Origin of the sequence: Paenibacillus oryzae (genome assembly GCF_001675045.1) — a bacterium.
Classification (GTDB): domain Bacteria; phylum Bacillota; class Bacilli; order Paenibacillales; family Paenibacillaceae; genus Pristimantibacillus; species Pristimantibacillus oryzae.
On sequence record NZ_LYPA01000064.1, the window covers coordinates 362695 to 383207 of the forward strand.

At 49.0% G+C, this 20513-nt stretch carries 18 protein-coding genes and 1 tRNA gene; 5 read left to right on the top strand and 14 right to left on the bottom strand.

Translation table 11 applies throughout. The features are described from left to right. Nucleotides 1–86: 86 nt before the first annotated feature. Nucleotides 87–974: a LysR family transcriptional regulator gene (locus A7K91_RS15530; protein WP_068684510.1), complete on the bottom strand. Its 888-nt coding sequence runs from the start codon at nt 972–974 to the stop codon at nt 87–89. Between the two features lie 138 nt (nt 975–1112). Here A7K91_RS15530 and A7K91_RS15535 point away from each other — a divergent pair, with 138 nt between their 5' ends. Further along, on the top strand, nt 1113–2186 hold the full coding sequence (locus tag A7K91_RS15535; protein WP_068684272.1) for a branched-chain amino acid aminotransferase: 1074 nt from the start codon (nt 1113–1115) through the stop codon (nt 2184–2186). 160 nt (nt 2187–2346) lie between these two features. Here A7K91_RS15535 and A7K91_RS15540 read toward each other — a convergent pair whose 3' ends face one another. From A7K91_RS15540 to A7K91_RS15560, 5 genes are all read right to left on the bottom strand, one after another. After that, a complete protein-coding gene (locus A7K91_RS15540; RefSeq protein ID WP_068684274.1) occupies nt 2347–4659 on the bottom strand; it encodes a DUF2339 domain-containing protein in 2313 nt (770 codons plus the stop codon). Then, nucleotides 4656–5351, bottom strand: a complete 696-nt coding sequence (locus tag A7K91_RS15545; protein WP_169833418.1) for a YwaF family protein — start codon at nt 5349–5351, stop codon at nt 4656–4658. The genes A7K91_RS15540 and A7K91_RS15545 overlap by 4 nt, the downstream gene beginning before the upstream one ends. A gap of 108 nt (nt 5352–5459) precedes the next feature. After that, nucleotides 5460–6173 (bottom strand): response regulator transcription factor, encoded by a 714-nt coding sequence (locus A7K91_RS15550; RefSeq protein ID WP_245697537.1) that lies wholly within the window; start codon nt 6171–6173, stop codon nt 5460–5462. 68 nt (nt 6174–6241) lie between these two features. Further along, nucleotides 6242–7612, bottom strand: coding sequence for a sensor histidine kinase (locus A7K91_RS15555; RefSeq protein WP_068684278.1), 1371 nt, complete (start codon nt 7610–7612; stop codon nt 6242–6244). A 61-nt stretch (nt 7613–7673) separates the two neighbouring features. After that, nucleotides 7674–8405 carry a DUF1836 domain-containing protein gene (locus A7K91_RS15560; RefSeq protein ID WP_169833419.1) on the bottom strand — a complete coding sequence of 244 codons (732 nt, stop codon included), beginning with the start codon at nt 8403–8405 and terminating at the stop codon, nt 7674–7676. A 266-nt stretch (nt 8406–8671) separates the two neighbouring features. Here A7K91_RS15560 and A7K91_RS15565 point away from each other — a divergent pair, with 266 nt between their 5' ends. Both A7K91_RS15565 and A7K91_RS15570 read left to right on the top strand, forming a co-directional pair. After that, nucleotides 8672–9991 (top strand): hemolysin family protein, encoded by a 1320-nt coding sequence (locus tag A7K91_RS15565; protein ID WP_068684281.1) that lies wholly within the window; start codon nt 8672–8674, stop codon nt 9989–9991. 437 nt (nt 9992–10428) lie between these two features. Next, nucleotides 10429–10501, top strand: a tRNA-Thr gene (locus A7K91_RS15570). Between the two features lie 52 nt (nt 10502–10553). On the opposite strand, the gene A7K91_RS27285 is transcribed toward A7K91_RS15570, so the two are convergent. Continuing rightward, the gene (locus A7K91_RS27285) at nt 10554–10676 is read right to left on the bottom strand and encodes a hypothetical protein (RefSeq protein WP_281198635.1); all 123 of its coding nucleotides are present in this window, start codon (nt 10674–10676) and stop codon (nt 10554–10556) included. A 144-nt stretch (nt 10677–10820) separates the two neighbouring features. On the opposite strand from A7K91_RS27285, the gene A7K91_RS15575 reads away from it, so the two are divergent. Next, nucleotides 10821–11036 (top strand): DUF2536 family protein, encoded by a 216-nt coding sequence (locus A7K91_RS15575; RefSeq protein WP_068684283.1) that lies wholly within the window; start codon nt 10821–10823, stop codon nt 11034–11036. A gap of 86 nt (nt 11037–11122) precedes the next feature. Here A7K91_RS15575 and lpdD read toward each other — a convergent pair whose 3' ends face one another. The 7 genes from lpdD to A7K91_RS15615 form a co-directional block, all read right to left on the bottom strand. Further along, a complete protein-coding gene (gene lpdD, locus A7K91_RS15580) occupies nt 11123–11449 on the bottom strand; it encodes a prenylated flavin chaperone LpdD (protein ID WP_211274534.1) in 327 nt (108 codons plus the stop codon). 53 nt (nt 11450–11502) lie between these two features. After that, nucleotides 11503–13251 carry a hypothetical protein gene (locus tag A7K91_RS15585; RefSeq protein ID WP_068684285.1) on the bottom strand — a complete coding sequence of 583 codons (1749 nt, stop codon included), beginning with the start codon at nt 13249–13251 and terminating at the stop codon, nt 11503–11505. Nucleotides 13252–13611: 360 nt separating this feature from the next. Next, complete coding sequence (locus A7K91_RS15595) at nt 13612–13791, bottom strand: ATP-binding protein (RefSeq protein ID WP_245697539.1); 180 nt, start codon at nt 13789–13791, stop codon at nt 13612–13614. 58 nt (nt 13792–13849) lie between these two features. After that, nucleotides 13850–14881 (bottom strand): HD-GYP domain-containing protein, encoded by a 1032-nt coding sequence (locus tag A7K91_RS15600; RefSeq protein WP_082967483.1) that lies wholly within the window; start codon nt 14879–14881, stop codon nt 13850–13852. Nucleotides 14882–14908: 27 nt separating this feature from the next. Further along, nucleotides 14909–15274, bottom strand: coding sequence for a response regulator (locus A7K91_RS15605; protein WP_068684291.1), 366 nt, complete (start codon nt 15272–15274; stop codon nt 14909–14911). Between the two features lie 24 nt (nt 15275–15298). Next, on the bottom strand, nt 15299–17509 hold the full coding sequence (locus tag A7K91_RS15610; protein ID WP_156739584.1) for a hybrid sensor histidine kinase/response regulator: 2211 nt from the start codon (nt 17507–17509) through the stop codon (nt 15299–15301). A gap of 212 nt (nt 17510–17721) precedes the next feature. Continuing rightward, complete coding sequence (locus tag A7K91_RS15615) at nt 17722–19233, bottom strand: methyl-accepting chemotaxis protein (protein WP_068684295.1); 1512 nt, start codon at nt 19231–19233, stop codon at nt 17722–17724. Between the two features lie 179 nt (nt 19234–19412). Here A7K91_RS15615 and A7K91_RS15620 point away from each other — a divergent pair, with 179 nt between their 5' ends. Further along, complete coding sequence (locus A7K91_RS15620) at nt 19413–20513, top strand: AI-2E family transporter (RefSeq protein ID WP_068684297.1); 1101 nt, start codon at nt 19413–19415, stop codon at nt 20511–20513.

Genomic DNA, 20513 nt, shown 5'->3' on the forward strand with positions numbered 1-20513 from the left:
CACAATAGGCTTTTGCCCCCGAAACCCTGACATGTAATGGAGATTCCGTCTTTTGGCGAATATGCGCATTGGCCCTTCAGCATTTGCTATGTGAAGCGGCTAGCCCCAAAATGAGCGACCAGATGCTGAATGAAAGCGGCTGTGGATGGCCCCGGATAAATGTCCTTGCGGCAGACGACGCCGATGATTTGCCCCGGAACCGGATCTGTAATCGGCAGAGCCTGCATCTGATAGTCCTGCAGATTCGCTACATAAGAAGCGGGCAGCACAGCGCCGCCTACGCCGCGTCGAGCTAGCTCAAGCAGGGAGTCCAGTGTGGACACCTCCACCTGCGGCCGCAGGATGAAGCCTGCTTCCGCGCAATAAGCGTCGATCATCTGGCGGACGAGAAATTTGGGCTGGAGCAGCACAACCGGGTGGCGCTGCAGCTCCGCCAGCTTCACTGTAGCTTGTCCGTATAAAGGGTGGCCTGATGAGATAACGAGCTGCAGCGTTTCGCGAAACAACGGAACGCTTTCCAGCAGCTCGTCCTTGAAGGGAAGAAACACGACGCCGATATCAAGCCGGTTGGCGAGCAGGCCTTCCCGGGTTTCCTCGGTAGCCAGCTCGGTAACCGACAGCTCGATGCCCGGAAAGGTCTCATGGAAGCTGATGAGCGCCGACGTCAGCAGATGGTTGCCGGAGCAGCCGATCCGCAGTTGTCCGCGTTTTAGTCCCCGCAGCTCGTCCAAAGCAAGCTGGGCCTGCTCCAGCTCATGGAAGACGTTTAGCGCATGACGGCGCAGGATGTGCCCGGCTTCCGACATGTACACTTTTTTCCCAATACGGACAAATAAAGATGCGCCGACCCGCTGCTCCAGCAGCGCTATCTGATGACTAAGGGTCGGCTGGCTGATGCCGAGCCGTTCCGCCGCTTTGGTAAAGTGCAGCTCCTGACAGACAGCCAGAAAATATTCGAGCAGCCGATGATCCATCAGAATCACCCTTTCTCTAGTATCATAGATCACAACTATGATCTTAATTGAAAATACCAGATTGATCAATGAATGGGCATCCCTTAAAGTAGATAAATAAATCCATACGGATGTCCGTATGAAAGGTGGAGCCTGACGATGCAGCAGCCTATAAAAATGGAACGGACCGGCAATCCAAAAGCCAAGCCTGCACTGACAGATATGCAGCTTGGCTTCGGCCAATATTTTAGCGATCATATGTTTCTGATGGATTATACGGATGGACAAGGCTGGCATGATCCGCGTATTGTTCCTTATGCGCCTTTGATGCTTGACCCAGCTTCAATGGTATTTCACTATGGGCAAGCCGTATTTGAAGGGATGAAGGCGTATCGGACAACCGACGGCGAGGCGCAGCTTTTTCTGCCGGAGCGCAATGCGGAACGGCTAAACCGTTCGCTGGAGAGGTTAAGTATGCCGCCTCTTGAGCCAGGTCAACTGCTGAACGCGGTACGGACGCTCGTTCATGTTGATCAGGACTGGATTCCTCGGCAAGAGGGCACTTCGCTATACATACGCCCCTTTGTCATTGCAACGGAAGCTGCGTTTGGCGTGCGTCCGTCCTCGCGCTATTTGTTCACGATTGTGCTGTCGCCAGTGGGCGCTTATTTTCAAGAAGGGCTCCAGCCGGTCGATATTTTGGCGGAAGCGCAGGATGTGAGGGCGGTGCGCGGAGGTACAGGATCAGCGAAGACAGCGGCCAATTACGCCGGTGCACTGAGAGCGCAAGTGGAGGCGCGCGCAGCCGGATGCTCACAGGTGCTGTGGCTGGACGCGTTGGAGCGCAAATATATTGAGGAGGTTGGCAGCATGAACGTATTTTTCCGGATCGCCGGACACGTCTATACGCCTTCGCTGACGGGGTCTATTCTGGAAGGCGTGACCCGGGGCGCAGTGATGGAGCTGCTGGATGACTGGGATGTACCGTGCATAGCCCGCCCCATTTCGCTGGATGAAGTGCTGGAGGCTGCCGAAGCCGGGACGCTGGAGGAAGCGTTTGGCACGGGGACGGCGGCTGTCATTTCTCCGATCGGCGGCATTCGCTGGAAGGACCGGTTTATACCGATCAACGGTCGTCAGGTCGGAGATCTGTCGCAGAAGCTTTACGATACAATGACGGGCATTCAGCGCGGCTTGATCCGGGACGTATATGGCTGGACGACGCGTATTTAGGCACAGGCTGCAGATAAACGCTAGAAGTGCAGGGGCTGTCTGAAAAGGCAAGCGGAACGAATAATGAATCATTATTCACCGTAACAGACTTTTTGGACAGCCCCTGACGGTCAAATACTAATTTCTATTGTTGGCATTCCCTAGATTCATCTTAACCCGCTTACTTTTGGTCACCCTCATCTGGACTTCCCCCATCGTTCCTATAGCTATTCTTCTCGCGGGACCCCTTCTTGTAGTCCATTTCGATATCTTGGCCTCCAGGATAGGAAGCAGGAGTAGAGGTGTTATTTGCATTTCTTTGTACTGCACCTTGGTTTATTTGCCCGCCCTGGTTACCAGGCGTATAGCCTTGGCGGTTCGGTTGCACACTCTGATTGCCAGGCGCGTAGCCTTGCTGGTTCGGATGCACAACTTGATTGCCAGGCGCATAGCCTTGGCGGTTCGGTTGTACGCCCTGATTGCCAGGCGCGTAGCCTTGCTGGTTCGGATGCGCTCCCTGATTGCCAGGCGCGTAGCCTTGGTGGTTCGGATGCCTTCCCTGATTGCCAGGCGCGTAGCCTTGCTGGTTCGGATGCACACCCTGATTGCCAGACGCATAGCCTTGCTGGTTCGGTTGCCTTCCTTGATTGCCAGGCGCATAGCCTTGGTGCTTAGGTTGGCCCTGCATAGGCTGGCCTGCTGGCGGGAAGCCTTGATGATTAGGCTGATGCGATGTCCAGTTCGCTGGCGCAGCATGAGGATTCACTGGCATGTTATGCGGATGTGCCGCGCCATATGGATTCACGCCGCTGTTCGGCATTCCTCCCGCATTTGGCATTCCGCCGCCGTTTGGCATCCTTCCCGCATTTGACATCCCTCCGGCATTTCCGGAATTCCAGCCGGGGCCGCCTGGAGCAGCCGGCGATCCCGGGCCGGGGTTTAGCGGAGGATTTCCTTGCCATTTGCCGTTAATCCATGTAACGGCAAACGAGATGGCGCCCAGAATCAGCAGCGCGATGACTTTAAACAATGCATCCTGATCGCTCAGATCCATAAAAATAGCTTTGATTGCAACGATGACCAGCACGGCGGAGCCAAACCATTTGAACAGCCCCTCGCGATAGTAGGCTCCCCATAATACCAGAATCAAAGCGTATACGCCCCATACGATAGAAAGCGTCAAAGCCATATACACCTTTGGCAGGTCGGTTAAATATTCAGTAAAAACATTCTGGACTTGACGGGCCATCAAACCTCCCACGATCAAGTGGGAGAACAGCGCAAACAATCGTGACAAAATACGTACTCCGCTGTCGGACAGGCCTGGCACCTTGAAGGTTTTTGCATAATAGAAGCCTAAAGCGGCAAGCGCCATCCAGGCGATCGCGCCCCAATTCAGAAATGGAATATATACGCCAAACCATTCGCCGCGCGGCGTCCACCAGGTGACCGAATACCAGTAAACACCAAGATATAGCCAAATGATAGCGGCTATGATTGTTGCGGGATACCAGCGCCAGATCCGTCCGATAGCCGTCAGCAGCGCAACATACAGTGTCCAGATCAGTACCCTGACCAAAACGCTTTCGTTCAGCGTATTCAGCGACATCAAAATGAGCACAACTCCGGTTATCGTAAAGCTGATTGCGGGTACCGACATTTTTCCGCTGAGCCTTGAAATCACCAGACCCGAAAACGTATAGAGCAAGCCCATGCCCAAAATAACATAGCCATAGCTGAGTGTGCTTCCCCAGATGAACAACGCCCATACGCCAAACAATACTCCGTTAAAGGCATTCAAATATAAATCGGTGCCCTCGAAGCTGGACTTGCTCTTCCAGGAAGAAAGAAGCAGGCCCACTGTATAGAACAGATAAACGGCAACGGCGTATCGCATCGGCATGTTCCAAATTCCGGTGGTCGCAGGAAAATAGTGAATAAAGTAAACGAAATAGAGCACCCAGCTCCCCAGGAAGCCTACGATCCGAAGCTCAAGCCAGCCCTTCACAATACTGAGATAAAGAAAAGCCACATTCAATACTAGCAGATATAGGAATAATGCAAACACAGCATCCCTATCCGGGCGAAGCAGCAGCGGAGCCAGCAAACCGCCCAACAAGGCAATGTTCATCAGCATGCGGGATTGAAACTTGTAGGCATAATAGGTAATTCCCGCCGTAATAGCCGTCATACCCAGCAGCACCAGCAGCGGCGACCACATGTCGTAATAAATTCCCGCAAAGGAAAAGGTGGCGTACAGAATACAAGCGCCGATGCCGAGCAAAATTTCACCAATCATAACCCCTTTTGGCTTTTGGGCAAGCTTGGCTCCAACAATTGCAAAACCAATGCCCCCCGCCAGACCAAAGCCGATTTTCATAACGTTGGTGATCCAGCCTTTTTCAACTGAATATTGAAACAAAGTGATAAAAGCAGCAACAACGAACAGGGCCCCCAGCAGCGATGCCCAATGCTTTCTTAAAAGCTCTCTCATTGTGATCTCCTCCTCGTCTTTTTATCCAGCCATTTCAAGCCTCCATACAGGAGCAGGAACATGGCAATAGCAACAAGCTCCAATTGAAGCAAATACCAGGGCCAAGGCGCCAAGACATCCAGCAAAGAAGCGGTTGACGGCTTACGCGCCAAAAACATAAAGTTGGTCGTTCCGGTAAGTCCGTTCACAATAGCGGCAGGAACGGCAAGAATGTGCAGCCAGATCCAAGCCTCGGCCGTTGAACGCAGGGTGGGACGATATTGCCGAACTGCAACTGCATATACAGCCGTTGCCATAATCCCGATATGAGCGATAAAAAATTGAAAATAACGGAACTGAGGAAACGTCTCATCCAGATTCGGCGTCAGCAAAGCCTGCAGCGCTCCCAGCGTTCCCAGAAAAACAATGACAGGAAGCAGGGATTTCCACCCGGTCAAAAGCAATAATGCGGACAGCAGCAGGGTGAGGCTGCACAGCTGGAACGGTAGCGAGCCTGCCCACCAGCTTCCTTCAAAAACGTAGGATAGCTGCAAGGAAACCTCGCAAAGCAGCAAAATTGCCGCTAAGCCCTTGCGAAACGCTTTGTCTGCCCTTGGGCTTCTGAGCGCCCTGCGGCCTGCAGCAATGCCTAGCAAAACCAGAGCCGCTGCTGCCAAAGCAGCATAATGCGCCCCGGAAAAAGCTTCAAACATGCCGTCCCACATCCTTCCGCGTTTAAGAGATGCTTACGTTTTAGTACCAGGCCTTAAACTTATCTTACCTTTATTTGCATAAAAAAATAGTACCAACTATTCATGGTACTATTCCTTGTCCCTTTCTTTGTCCTTTGCCCCATCCAGCAGGCCAAGCTCCCGCGCTTTGCCGGCGGCCTCCTTGGAGCCTTGCGCGCCAAGCTTCCGCAGGATGTTTCCTACGTGGTTTTTAACGGTACGCAGCGTAATAAACAGCTTGTCTGCGATTTGCGGCTGGGAATAGCCTTCATCAATTAGACTTAACAATTGAAGCTCGGATGGCGTAATAAGATCGCCAACCTTTCTGGCTTCAAATTCACGCTCGATTCCCTTCAGCCTTCTGAATTCCTCGCGCAGCTGCTCTGCCGCCGCAGGACTTATGGGCGATTGCTTGGCATAAGCGGCGCGTATGGCGTCCGGCAGGTTTTCAAAGCTTGATTTGAGCTGGTAATCAATCGCGCCGGCCTGGAACGATTTCAGAATCAGCTCTTTTTCCTCCATGGAGGTTAACATAATGATGCGGGCGCCGGTCGAAATCGCCGTCTCCTCCGCCAGTTTGACGCCTTCGGGCTTGCCGTCGATCATAATGTCCATCAGCATCACGTCCACACCTGCCGATGCGTCGCCGTCCATTTTGCCAAGCGCCTGCCTCAGCTCTTCCCCATCTTTGGCTGACCATATTAATTGAATATCGGGCAAGGAGCCTAAAAAATCAACAAGACCGCGCCGCCAGTCGGGATCATCCTCCAGAAGCCCAACCCTTATCATCATATCGCCATTCAATGCAGGTCACTCCTCCTAGTTAATATAAATGTAACGTAAAACGGTTTTTTTGAAACCTATGCTTTCAATTATTGACGAAACGCCTGAATCGCCCGCTTGGGAAGCGAAATAGTGAAGATCGCTCCTTCTCCGGGACGGCTGCGCAAATATAGCGAGCCTTTATGCTTCCGGGCAACATGATAGGAATAGGACAACCCAAGCCCGAAGTTGCCGCCGCGGCGTTTGGTTGTATAAAAGGGCTCGAATACGTTCATCCGCTGTTTCCGGCTTAAGCCCGGCCCATTGTCCGCCACTTGAATCAGAAGCTCGCGCTTGGTCGACTCCAGGGTAATACGCAGCCTGGCGCCTTCGCGCCCCTCCATCGCTTCAAATGCATTTAGCACCAGATTGCTGAAGGCCTCGGCAAGCTGATCCTTGTCTACAACACACATCCAGCCCTCCTCAAGGCTGGACTCCACGCTGGCGGAACGCGCAGCGGGCTTAAGCTGCTCCATCGTTTCGGCAAGCAAAACGGTCAAATCGCAGGTTTCCGGCTTCAGTTCCAAATCCTCCGTTTTGCGATGAACCCGTCTGATCATTTCCTCCATGTGGCGAGACGCCGCAAGCACGGCTTCAACATCCTTCAGCAATTCCTCCTGTGAGGTTGCAAGGGCGTGCCGCTTCATTTTTTCTCCAAAAAGCCTCAGCTTGCCTACATCGTTTTTGATGGCGTGATTCAACATCGCCGTTCCCGACGTTACCGCTCTGAGCGTGGAATCATAGCGCCGGCGATCAATCAGGATGCGCATGCCCATAAACCCGTATGTAAATAGTCCAATAACAAACACAGCAGACGACAAACCTACAATCCATGTATTATATACCCACATTCGCAGCATGCCCATGGTGGGGAGAATATAGTTCATGAACATGACAAACAAAGCAGGCGGCAAAACCGCAAAGCAAAGAATCCAGTGCGTCCGCGCATAGAGCGAAGGCGGCACCCGTTTGGATAAAACAAGCGCCGTGCTTGCCAAAATATACGGCACAGCCCACCAGACAACAATTTTATACGATATGGGATACATCGTATTATAATAGGGCGTAAAAAGCAGACAGAGGATGATGGGCAGCAGCAGAAGCGCCGGCAGCGCAAGTCTGATTTTTTTTGGTATAGGAAGCTCGCTATACGATACTGCAAACATCAATAAAAAATATGGGATGCCATAATAGGAAAAAAGCGAGGATACAGCCTGCATCTCATACAACAGAGCTTGCATGCCCGGACTTGCGCCCGCCTTTACGGCCTGGGGCAGCCAATGCATATCCAGCACAGCCGCAAGCGCGCCCGCTCCTCCGCTAAAGGAAAAAGCCCCTAACCAGCGATTGACCGGAGAACGCGGCTCCGATATCCATATAATAGCAGCGATTGCCCATAAAACAAACAATACAAACAGCATAGCCAGACTCCTTCGCAAAAGGCTGTTCAATGACTCAAGGGGTAGGGCTCCTTACAGAGCGTTATTTCCTGCCCAAATATAAGGTCTCCTGGCAATAACGGCGCGCCATCGCCTGAAAAAAGGCCGATTGCACGGAAATAACCGCAAGAAGAAGCAAATTTTTAATGGCTTGACGAACGCGTTCATTACATTGAGACAAAGCAGGCACAGCCGCTTCGGCGCGCCGGCGTATCTCATTTTCCAGCCGTCTGGCCGTTCGCCGGTCAGAGGCCAGATCGTTTTTCAGCTCTTCATAAATATCGGCATAGGCGGCATAAATATCAAGCGGCGACAGCCGGCTGCCGTATACGGAGCAGCCCTCCAGCCCTTCATCCGACATAAAAACAATCGAAAACAAACGCCGGAGCGATTCAAAATCAAGGTTTGTTTTCAAGTCGTCAATTATGAGCAAAAGAGCAGCCTGGTCAAGCGAATATTTTTTTCCGGCCTGCGGGGATTCAAAATAATCCTTGAAATCGCGTTTTACCCAATTTTGCAGCGATGTAGCTGCGGGACAAGCATATTCCGCCAGCTGTCCAAGCTCCGCAATTTCATGAAGCGATAATCCCTTTCGATCGCCGCTTCTCATTAGCTTTTCAACAATGGAGGGGAGCGGCTCGGGAAGGCCCCCTCCGCTCCGTTCCACGGCGCTCGTCATGGAGAGTTTCCAGGCCTGCCGCAATATATCCGCCGTTTTTTGCTTCTCGCCGCATTTTAAGGAAACTAGCACTTCTGCCAGCTCGCTTCTGGTCATTCTAAAGCCCTCCATGCATCTGCTCCCCCCTCCATCAAACATCCATTCCATGAACAAGTTCTTATGAACTCATCTTAAGCTTGTAAATTTCATATGTAAAGCAGAGAGAAACAGGGAGAACCTTGCTCTTTCCCCCAAATTTGACCCAATTCGGACCAAAAACGCTCATATTGTTTCTTTTGGCAGTTGTCATAAGCTGTAATCTTTAGCTATAGTTATTCATAAGCAAAAAAAATTCAAATGAAAAAAGGTAGTGAGACGCCGACATGGATATTGGTATAGGAATTAATTTACTCATGATTGCCCTTCTTATTTTATTAACTGCATTTTTTGTTGCGACAGAGTTTGCGATCGTCAAGGTGCGCTCGAGTCGAATTGATCAGTTGGTACAGGAGGGCCGGAAGAACGCGTTAGCCGTTCAGAAGGTTACGGGCAATCTGGATGCCTATTTGTCGGCATGCCAGCTCGGCATTACAATTACCGCGCTTGGCCTTGGCTTTTTGGGAGAGCCGACAGTAGAAAAAATTCTTTTACCTTTATTTACAGATATTCAGCTGGGAGACGCTCTCAGCCATGCATTAGCCATTGCAATCGCTTTTATATTTATTACGTTTCTGCACGTCGTGGTTGGCGAGCTGGCCCCTAAATCATGGGCTATTCAAAAGGCGGAATTCATTACCTTTATGACAGCCCGGCCGATTATCTTTTTCCACAAGGTGATGTTCCCGTTTATTTGGGTGCTTAACGGCTCAGCCAACGGACTGGTTCGCATGTTTGGGTTAAGGCCCATGAAGGAGCACGAGGAAGCCCATTCCGAGGAAGAAATCCAGATCATCCTGAATGAAAGCTACCAAAGCGGTCTTATCAATAATACGGAATACGGCTATGTTAGCCGCATCTTCGCTTTCGACGAGCTGCTAGCCAAAGAAATCATGGTGCCGCGCACCGATATGATTTGCCTTTATACCAATAATACACTGCAAGAAAATCTGGATATTATTCGCAAGGAGCAATATACGCGTTTTCCGGTTGCTTCGGAGAGCAAGGACAATATTGTCGGCATGATCAATACCAAGCAGCTGTTCCTGTCACATGAGGAAAACAAGGAAACCGACTTTAAAGCGTTGATTCATCCCGTACTAAGCGTATCGGAGGTTACTCCGGTCAAAACGCTGCTAAAGCGGATGCAGCAGGAACGCGTCCATATCGCAATCCTTGTTGACGAATATGGCGGCACCTCCGGCCTCATCACGATTGAAGATATTTTGGAGGAAATCGTTGGCGAAATTCGGGATGAATTCGATGCCGACGAGCGAAAGGAAATCGAGCAGCTTGCCGAAAACTGTTATTTGCTGGACGGCAAGGTTCTGCTTGACGAACTGGGCGAAATATCGGGACACAGCTTCGAGGATGAAGAAGTGGATACAATCGGCGGCTGGCTGTACAGCAAGCTCCAGGATCCCAAGCCCGGCAAAATTTATCAGCATGAAAATCTCAAATTCATTATCCGCGAAACAGGCAAAAACCGGATTCGCAAAATCGAGCTGCTGATCGAGCAGCATGAGCTGGAAAGCGAAACCGCATAATAATTGCCTCATCTATACCTATATACCAGGCTGCCGCCAGAGCTGTTTAACCCGCTCATGGCGGCTTTTTTACTGTCTATATAAGTTGAACAAAAGAAAAGTAGCGACAGGCCAGAGTGTGAGGGGTTCTGGAGAAAAGCATATGCTTACGAAGTAACGTTCTTCCAGAACGTTTTAAGCGGTCGCTTGTGTTCCCGGATTTCACCATTTGAACCTATCATTCAGGGAAATCTGGGAACAACTGCGATCGGAAGAACTTTTCACACGCCGGCCTACACCGCTGAAACTCTTTTGTTCAACTTATATAGTTTCCCATGATAATCGCAGCATTTTTTGAAAATTTAAACTTCGCCAAAACGCTTGCAATTCTTTTAAAACCTGTGCATAATACATTATGTAGAAAGCGCGATGAACAACATCGCGGAATACAAAAATATGCCGTTGTAGCTCAACTGGTAGAGCAACTGACTTGTAATCAGTAGGTTGGGGGTTCAAGTCCTCTCGACGGCATCACTAAAAAACGCCAATTGCTTCTGCAACAGGCGTTTTTTGTTATGATGCTTTATTCATCGGGCTCATCCCACTTTTTGGAGTAAGCTTTTTTTGTCACCCACAAAGTGACCCATGTAACCAGGACAATAATGACGATTGTCCAAAACCAAACGGCGCCTGGAACATCCCCCATTGCCGCACCTCCTTTTCTAGGCTGCTTTTTTAATGCAACCGTTTTCCTCGTCCGATCTATTTTACATGATTTTTATCACAAAAAGTAACCGTAATTTAGACAAATTTTAGAACAATATTCTTTTTATGAGGAGATGAACCTTCTATGGACTTTCAGCTTGATTTGATCGATACCAAGATTGAATGCTTCGAGGCCTACAGCATCAAAGAGCTGGAGAAACAAATACAAGCCGCCATCGAAATCAACAAGGCGTTATTGCTGGATGCTTATGCCGTTCAACACAACACCGTCTTTCATCCCGGCAAGGAAAAAATGATGTATACGGCCGTTGTTCATTTCAAATTAAGCAGGGCTGTATGAAAAGTCAAGGGCAACGAATAAATATTCAGCAAAATCGGTCCCTCCCGGAAAAGGGTGTCTTGGAAGCTCAAACCTATTTGTCCGCTTTAATTTGATCCTGCCGCCTGGATGGCTTTCTCCATTTTGAGATGCGTTTCCTTGACGATATCGGCAATTTGCTCTCTGGTAGGGTTTTCGACATGAATCCCTGCAAGCACCGTAACCGTAACGCCTAGCCGGGAGGCGGCCATCGCCGCCAGCTCCTGCGCCAGCTCGCCTTCACGATGGCCGGGCAGCTGCTGGAGAGCGGTTACGACTTCGCCCTCGTTATTCCAGTAAGCAGTTGCCGCTGCGCCAATGTGAGCGTCTCCCCCTGTAATCAGAAACGCAATGTCCTTCCCCATCATGACGGTTTGTATGTGGATTAGCGACAACGTGAATGCCTCCCTTCCTTTTAGACCTCTTCTTATCCTTAGATACCTTAGTTTTACCGTTTAAGCAAACTGCCCACCAGCACCTCGGAGACCAGCCACTTGCGAAAAATAATAAATAAAAGGATCGGCGGTAAAGCAACAATTCCCGCCAGCAGCAGAACAAAGTGATAATACCCGTCAGCAAACAGAGAAAATTGCTGGCCCATATTCCAAATCATCATTAGGGGCGATTGCATCGACGGATCTGAAATATAAACCCTGGAAGGCATCGAGGCTTCCCACATCGCCACAAACTGAAGCACGCCGAGAGCAAGTATCGTTTTCCACATTTTGGGGATGAATAGCGAAACAAAAGTGGATATCTCTCCTCTGCCCTCGCGCTCTGCCTGCGTTTTGAGATGGCCATAGCGACTGTTAAAGATGGCTTTTAAAACAAACACGGAAATGAATGGCTGAAAGCCGGCCAATAAGACCGGGAAAATGGTGTTTACCATGCCTAAACGCTGATACATCAAATAATCATGAATGCTTATGGTTGTTGTTACACATGCCGCAAGGAGCAAACAGATCCGATAAACCATGCCTCCCGGCAATTTGCGTACCGTAAGCGGGTATGCCATCAACGTTATAGATATAACTGAAAACAGGGTTACAATCAAATAACCAACGCCGTACTGCAGCATGCCAAACAGGGATAACGCATCCGGAACGCGGGCTGGATACGGAGCGGCGCCCAGATGAGGATAAACATATAACTGATATAGCAAAAACAGCGCCAATACCGCCGCTATAAGGCCGATGGCGTATCCGGCAACACCTTTTGTCCCACTGTATGCGTGCGAAACAGAAGGCGAAGGCTCCTCCTGCGGAAACAAATTTCCCTTAAAGAGATTTCGGATCAGAAAATAGGCCAGGGCCATAAAGAGAGCATTTACGGAAAGCTGAATAAGCCAGGCAGCCGAAGCCAAACTGAAGTTCACCATCATAAAGCCTTGCCTGAATATGAAGAAATCAACGGTTTCCTTACCGCCAATAACGATCGGGTCTAGAAAGGAATCCAGCAGCTCCCGGTCTGTCGTAAGCATAAAGGCCGCTTGAACCAGAATAGCCGCTGCTACGGCTCTTGCAGCAGGTTCAGCCGTTGACTTCCAATACCCTCCGGCTGATACATGAAGCTGCTTGGTATTGTCTAGGCTGTTTCGTTTGGCTGTTATTGCTCCAAGCGCAACAATAAGGGTTATGCCGCCGTATTTTATCGTATAAAGCAGTATAGGAACTAGCCACAAATAGATCGGATAAAGGAGACCTCCATCTCCCTCAGCTCCCAATGGATGTCCCAAAAACAGTTGAAGATAGTGCAGCCCCAGATACGCCAAAATGGTTGAAGGAATAAAATAAGGAAATACCATAATAGCCGAAATCCAATGTCTGGTGCGAGCCGATGCAATGCCGCTAACGGCCAGAGCAGCCAAAAAGGCCGCTGCGCCTGAAAAGACCAGAAAGCTCAGCTTGAGCTGGACCGTGTTGGCTATAGCTTCAGCGAAATCAGTATGTTGAAACAGCTCCGCAAAGTTGGAAAAGCCAATCCAATCGCTGTCCAAGACACCTTTAAAAAATTCAAAGTCTTTAAAAGCCACCAATAAACCATAGATAACAGGCATGCCTTTAAATAACAACAGATACAGGATGACAGGAACAATAATGAGGTAATGGATCCAATATTGCGCGATAGTCTGACTAATGGTCCGTCGGGGCATGCCGCCAGGATCGTTTTTCGTTCCAGGCGATTCCATTAAATTCATTCCAACACTCCTAACGTATGGCAATTTTGCTATAATGCTACCATACTCCACCAGCTTTTCCTATGAATTTAATGATGGGCACGACCTGCAAAAACCTCTGTCAGCTGTCTTTCCCGATTTTTTTCAATGCCGCAGTTCCGATAAAGCTTCCTGCCGAAGCAATAATTAAGCTAGAATAGACGAGCTTCAACGCAAAATAAATGCCCGTCCCTGCAACCATATCCAAGAGGAGAAATCTTTTTATTGTTGAACCCTTGATTACAATAAATACAACCTTGCCACTTTTTATTAGCCTCACTCTTTTTCACACACCTTTATCAAATAAGAGAAGATATGTGAAAATAGCTTGCCATAGTCGGCCTAATTCGGCAGCCAGCAGGAGAAGACTGAGCCTTTGTGCATTTCGCTTTCTACGGTAATGTCGCCGCCCATCAGCTGGATGAACCGCTGGCTGATGGCAAGACCAAGGCCGGTCCCCCCATATTTGCGAGTAGTTGAGGCGTCCGCCTGCGTAAAGGGCTGAAACAGCTTTGCGATCAATAGAGAATTCATCCAAAGCATTGTCGATGTTACTCAACACGCTTGGCCTAGTTCGCTCCTAACCGGCATTGGATTCGCCTAATAACCCGATGAATGCATCCACAATCCGAGGATCAAAATGCTTGCCTCGTTGTTTCGTTATTTCGACCATTGCTTCTTCCGGTGTCCAGGCTCGTTTGTATGGACGTTCATGGGTCAATGCGTCGTAAAAATCAGCCAGCGCAACAATCCTTGCTTCAAGCGGTATTTCTTCTCCTTGCAGCCCAAGAGGATAACCGGAGCCATCCCATTTTTCATGATGAGACATCGCGATGACCTGGGCCATCTTCAATATGCCGAAGGAGCTGCCGTCCAGTATGCTGGAACCAATTGTGGTATGCGACTTCATTCGTTCAAATTCCTCTGGTGCAAATCGCCCGGGCTTAAGCAAAATATCATCGGGAATGCCAATTTTTCCGATATCATGCAAGGGAGCTGCCAGCCGGATCAAGCTGGCCCTTTCTTTGGGGAGCCCTAATCGTTCAGCGATCACCCCTGATAATGTCCCTACCCGCTGCGTGTGGTCTCCAGTCATATCGTCGCGATATTCAGCCGCGCGGCCTAGAAGCTGGAGCATCTCCAATTGCGCCTGCTCCAGCTTTTTTGTCCTCTCCTTGACCTTTTCCTCAAGCTGATTGTTATAGTGCAGCAATTGCTGGTGCAGGAAGCGGGTTTTCAGCAAATTGGATATCCGAAGAATGACCTCCATCCGATCATACGGCTTGGTCAAAAAGTCGTTAACCCCTGCCTGCAAGCCTTGCTGCCTCGCCTCCGTGGTCAAATCGGCCGTCAGCATCAAGACCGGCAAATAGTCGTCGGGTCCCAATCTCTCTTGAATTATTTTCAAAATTGCAAGTCCGTCCATCCCCGGCATATGCAGGTCCAGCAAAACAATATCGGGCTCCACTTCCCCAAGCAATCGTTCGACTTGAAGAGAATCCATCGTGCTATGTACATTTTTAAAGCCAGCCCGTCCCAATATCCGTTCCAGAAGACTGACATTATACTCTTGATCATCTACAATCAGAATCTTCCCCGTCATGATGTCCATTATAAAGGCTCCATTCCTGCATCTTCTCTACTTTGTTAATGCCGCATGTATCTTCCCAAGCAATCTGTCCAGGTCAACCGGCTTGGTGTCGAAATCGTCACAGCCCGCGCGATAAGCCTCCTTCTCATCGCCTGCCATCGCATGGGCTGTCAAGACAATAATGGGAATGCGTTTTGTGTCCTCCATATTTTTGAGCTGTCGCGTTGCTTCCCATCCATCCATAACAGGCAGGCTCAAATCCATTAAAATCAAGTCGGGATGTTGCTGTTGCGCCAGATCAATCCCTTCCTTCCCGTCTTCAGCCGTCAAAACCCGAAAGCCCTTCCTGCTCAATCGGCGGGAAAGCATATCGCGATTCATTTCGTTATCCTCTACCAGAAGAATAGTCTGCATGTTGCTCCTCCATTCCATTGACGCTTATTCATTTTCAGGCTCCGGAGCAATAAACCTGCCGATTTCAGCCAATAACGATTTGTGATCAAGCGAGCCTTTTTGAATAACGCCTTTTACATATCCATTCAGCTTTAGGCGGTCTGCAGCCGTAATCGATTTTGCCGTCACAACAACTACCGGTATCGCGCTCCAGGCGTCCCGCTTGCGAAGCTCAACAATGAACTGAAACCCGTCCATTTCCGGCATCATAAGGTCAAGCAGGATCATTTTGGGCACAACCTTTTCCATGCTATCCAGCGCAACAAGGCCATTGGAGGCCTGATTTACGAAATAGCCCTCTTTTTGCAATAACCGCGTAAGCAGCTCGCTTGTTGCCGCATCATCCTCGATGACCAAAATGGTATGATCCCTATGCTTAGACACGTATTTATCCATTACCTGAACAAGATGCTCCCGGCTGATCGGCTTTGTCAGAAATTCGGAGGCGCCCAGGCTAAAGCCCAGCTGATTGTCATCGGTCATGGAACAAATCACAACGGGAATGCTCCTCAGCTCGGGATCGCTTTTGATAGCGGATAACACGCTCCAGCCGTCCATGCTTGGCATAAGAATATCCAGACAGATCACTTTCGGACGAAGGTTCCTTGCCAGCTCCAGCCCCTCTTGCCCGCTAGAAGCAAAGGCAAGCGACCATCCTTCTCCCGCAAGATAACGCTTCATTAATTGATGATTAAGAGGCTCGTCGTCGATTAGCAAAATGCTGACCCCGCTGTGATAGGCCGTGTAGGCCTGTTCGTCTGTTTGCTCTTCATTGCCTGAATCGCCATCTACTGCGGACGGAAGCCAGCATGTAAACAAGCTCCCTGCGCCAAGCTCGCTTTCCACATGGATAGTCCCCCCCAGCAGCTCGCAAAAGCTGTGGCTTATCGCAAGTCCAAGACCGGTTCCGCCATATTTGCGTGTTGTGGAGGAGTCTGCTTGCATAAAGGGCTGAAACAGCTTTCCGACCTGCTCAGGCGTCATCCCGATCCCAGTGTCTTTAATACGGAAGCTATAGCCTGTCCGATTGTTTCGAAGCTCGCGTTGCACCTCAAGAGACAAGGTGCCGTTTTGCGTAAATTTGCTTGCGTTGCTGAGCAGATTAATCAGGATTTGACGTATTTTTGTGACATCCGTCGTGATTTCGCCTTGCTCAAGACTGCTCTCCAATACATTTCCGTTTTTTTCGATGAGAGGTTTCACGGTTGTGATGACATCCTGAATAAGTGCTGAAAGCTCAAAGGTCTCCAGATGAACCTCCATTTTGCCAGCTTCGACCTTGGAGATGTCCAGAATATCGTTAATCAGCGCCAATAAATGCTTGCCTGCATTTCTGATTTTACCCAGATCTTCTACAAAAACCTGCTCGCCAAGCTCCTCCGCTTCTTCCGACAGCATTTCGCTGTAGCCTATAATTGCATTGAGAGGCGTGCGCAATTCATGACTCATATTGGCCAAAAACTGGCTTTTAATCATGTTCGCCTTGATCGCTTCGTCACGCGCCTGCTCCAGCTGCGCGGTCCGTACCTGCACCAGCTGCTCCAGATTTTCATTGAGCACCCGCAAATTCTGATTCATCTGATAAATCTCGTCCGTTTTCTCTTGAATCTGTGAATCTTTAGTAGAAAATTTGTTGGAAATATAAATGCCAAGCAGCGAAAATGCCAGCGTAAATAAAGTACCCGTTGAAATCAAATAACCGAGCCACTGCTGATCCAGCAAAATGCCCATCGAGGACTGCGATTTATTGCCTAAATAAAATTGAGCTGCCGCCATGCCCGTGTAATGCATGCCTGCAATCGCAGCACCCATAATCAATGCGCTGCCCAGCTTTTTCACCGCCGCGCCGCGTTCGCCCTTGCGGAAGAAAAAGGATAGCCACAGTGCGGCGATTGCGGCTACTAAAGCAATAATAATAGACAAAATAACGTACAGGGGATTATATGTAATGTCGATAAGCATGGCGGCCATTCCGATATAATGCATGGCGACAATTCCGCTTGCGAGCAGCACGCCGGCGACAAGAAGCTGCCGAAGCGTGACATGGTCCCGGCCTACAATATACAAGGCAATGAACGAAGCAAGAATAGCTGCGATGACTGACAAAACGACTATAAAAAGATCATACGCGACGGGGAACGGAAAGGAAAACGCAAGCATGCCGACAAAATGCATCGACCATATGCCCATCCCCATGGCAAAAGCCCCGTAGGACAGCCAAAACCAACGGGACCGCCCGGCCGATGTCGCGATTCTCCCTACCAGATGAAGCACCGTATAACAAGCCAGCGTAGCTACGATATAAGAAAAAACAACCAATAATGAATCATATGAACCGTGAATGTGTTCGATCTCGATGTGCCTCCCTCATCTGCAAAACTAATAGAATGTAAAAAACGTTATCCCCTTCATTCAAATTGCTGTCTTAACGTTCGGCCCAAGGCATCAAGCTTAATAATTTCCTGATCAATCTGCTCGGCCCGCTCCATCTGTTGATCACTCCAGGCCCGTAAACCATCCATTGCTTTGAAGCTTTCTTCAATAACACGTGAAATATGATGCATCTCATCCACCGTGCCCATAGTTTCGCCGCTAATCTCCATCATCATGTTGTGCATAGAAAGAGTAAATTGCATCATATGCTGAGTCAGTACGCTCATTTTTTCGAATTCAGCTTTGTAACGAGCAATATCGCTTGAGAATTGAGCAACAGCCGCATACCCCTGATTCACGTGACCCGCATTGGCAGCTCCCTCTTTACGCAATGCAAACATGATTCCCTGGATTTCGTCCGATGCCTGGCGGCTTTGCTCCGACAGCTTGCGTATCTCCCCGGCTACCACGGAAAATCCCGCTCCGTATTCCCCGGCTCGCGCTGCCTCTATTGAAGCATTTAACGCAAGCAGCTTGGTCTGATCGGCAATGCTCTGAATCACTTGAACCTTGTCTTGCGCTTGCTCAGTTGCAACGAGCAGCCTATCTATTGCTCCTAATAAAGCACTAACAATATTATATACATCCATATTGCGCTTCTCCATCGCTGAAAGCAAGCCCCGATTTCCGGCCATTGCCTCTTCAACCGTATAGGCCTCCTGCTTCATCGTTTCCGACGCTTCCAATGCGTGCTGAGTGGACTGATTGATACGAGACAAGTTTTGATCCACCTGCTCCAGCACTTGACTCTGCTTGCCAAAGCCGCCCGTCACATTCTCAAACGTATGTCTCATATACTGGCTTGCCGCAAGGTTGGATTTTGAGGTTTCGGAGATGACAGAGGTCGCAGAACGAATATGCTGTGATTGCTGTTCCACCTGCTCTAGCAAAACAGAAACCATCTCTTCTTTTTTCCTTTTTTCCGACTCAAGCTGCTTCGTCCATTTCTGCTTGGAATACGTCTGAAAGGTTGTTGCGCTAGAGGTAAGCAGCAGAAACAACGCATGAACAACCAGCATCAGGAACGGATAATCCTTAACGCCAAATACCAATTCCGGAAACAGAAAAAAACCAGCAATATGCTGGATGGCAAAAATAACGGTCATCATCAAAGTAAGTTTAATCTTTTCATAATAAACGGCAACAGCCAGCACCATAAAAATAGAAAAGTGATATTCAACGCCTCCGCCTCCGCCGCTGATCATCGCTATGCTGGATAATGTCAGAGTTAGCGTATTCAGCCATGGCATCCAGCCATGGCTTTTGCTTCGACGATAAATCCATGCCGCCATCATTAATGTAATAAAAGGAGCAGCCGCAAGCCAATACCGGCCTGTCTGCGTCGCAGCATTCAACGCTTCTCCGGAATTATGCATGCTTCCGTGTCCCCCTGCGGGCAAATACGGCTCCAACATAAAAATAACTATGCTTAACCCTGTGCTCAAAGCTGATAAAACCAGCATCAGCTTATTCTTTTTCCAATCCATTCTGCTTTCTTCCTCCTAGTCCCAGCTATATGTAATCAAATCTGTATTGTACTGAATACATTTGAAACTTTTCTGAACACGGCTTATACATTTCTGCTACCACAAGACGCATTTTGCGTATTGTCCATATTGGTTTACTATATACTACATATATCTGCAGCTAGAACAGGAGAGAGTCCATGAGAAAGTTAAACATCTTTATCCGGGTTTGTATTGCGATTTTGCTCGCGCTTGGCATCATTTATTTAAGCTCGCTCGTTCCATTTATTTTCACTCCGCTGTTATCATTTTTCAGTATCATTATTACGCCGCTTCTCATATCCGGCTTTTTCTACTATTTACTGAGGCCCCTGATCAGCTATCTGGAGAGAAAAAAATTAAACCGCACTATATCCATTCTGCTGCTATATGCGATCAGCTTTGTTCTGCTCGTTTTCTTTTTCATCGGCGTTTGGCCAGCCTTGAAAACTCAATTGCAGAACCTTGCGCATAACGCGCCTTATTTGATCAGCTCCACAAATAAACACATTGATCAGTTGATGCAAAATGAGCTCGTAGCTTCGTGGGTGCCTGAGGATATCAATATTTCAGAGAAAATTACCGAATACCTGAACAAAGGCTTTATATGGGTCAGCAATTCTGTAACGGGGATGTTTGGATTTTTATCCAACTTCGCAATCGTCCTATTCACCTTCCCGATTATGCTTTTCTACATGTTAAAAGAAGGCAGCAAGTTCAAAAACAGTCTTGTCCGTCTTTTCCCGGCCCGATACAGAGAGGATGGACGATCCGTTCTGGATGACATTGATCAGGCGCTTAGCGACTTTATCGTTGGTCGCGTCATTGTTAACGTGGCGTTAGGCGTGCTGATGTACATCGGCTTTCTCATTATTGGACTTCCCTACGCATTGCTATTAACGGTGATTGCGGTATTAATGAACTTTATCCCGTTTTTTGGCGCCATCCTTTCGAGCATACCGATTGTAATCGTTGGTTTAATCGAATCGCCCGCTACGGCTATTTGGTCGCTTATCATCATCCTCGCCGCGCAGCAGGTTCAGGATAATTTAATTGCGCCTTACGTATTTGGCAAAAAGCTGTCCATCCATCCGTTGACCACCATTGTTCTCGTGTTGGTTGGCGGCGATATAGCGGGCATTGTTGGTTTCCTGCTCGTCATTCCGGTTTATGTCATTGTCAAAATCGTAGCTGTCAAAATGTATGAGCTATACATTAAAACGCGCGGCAGCAAAGAGGAAACGCCTCCGGCTCAGCCCTGA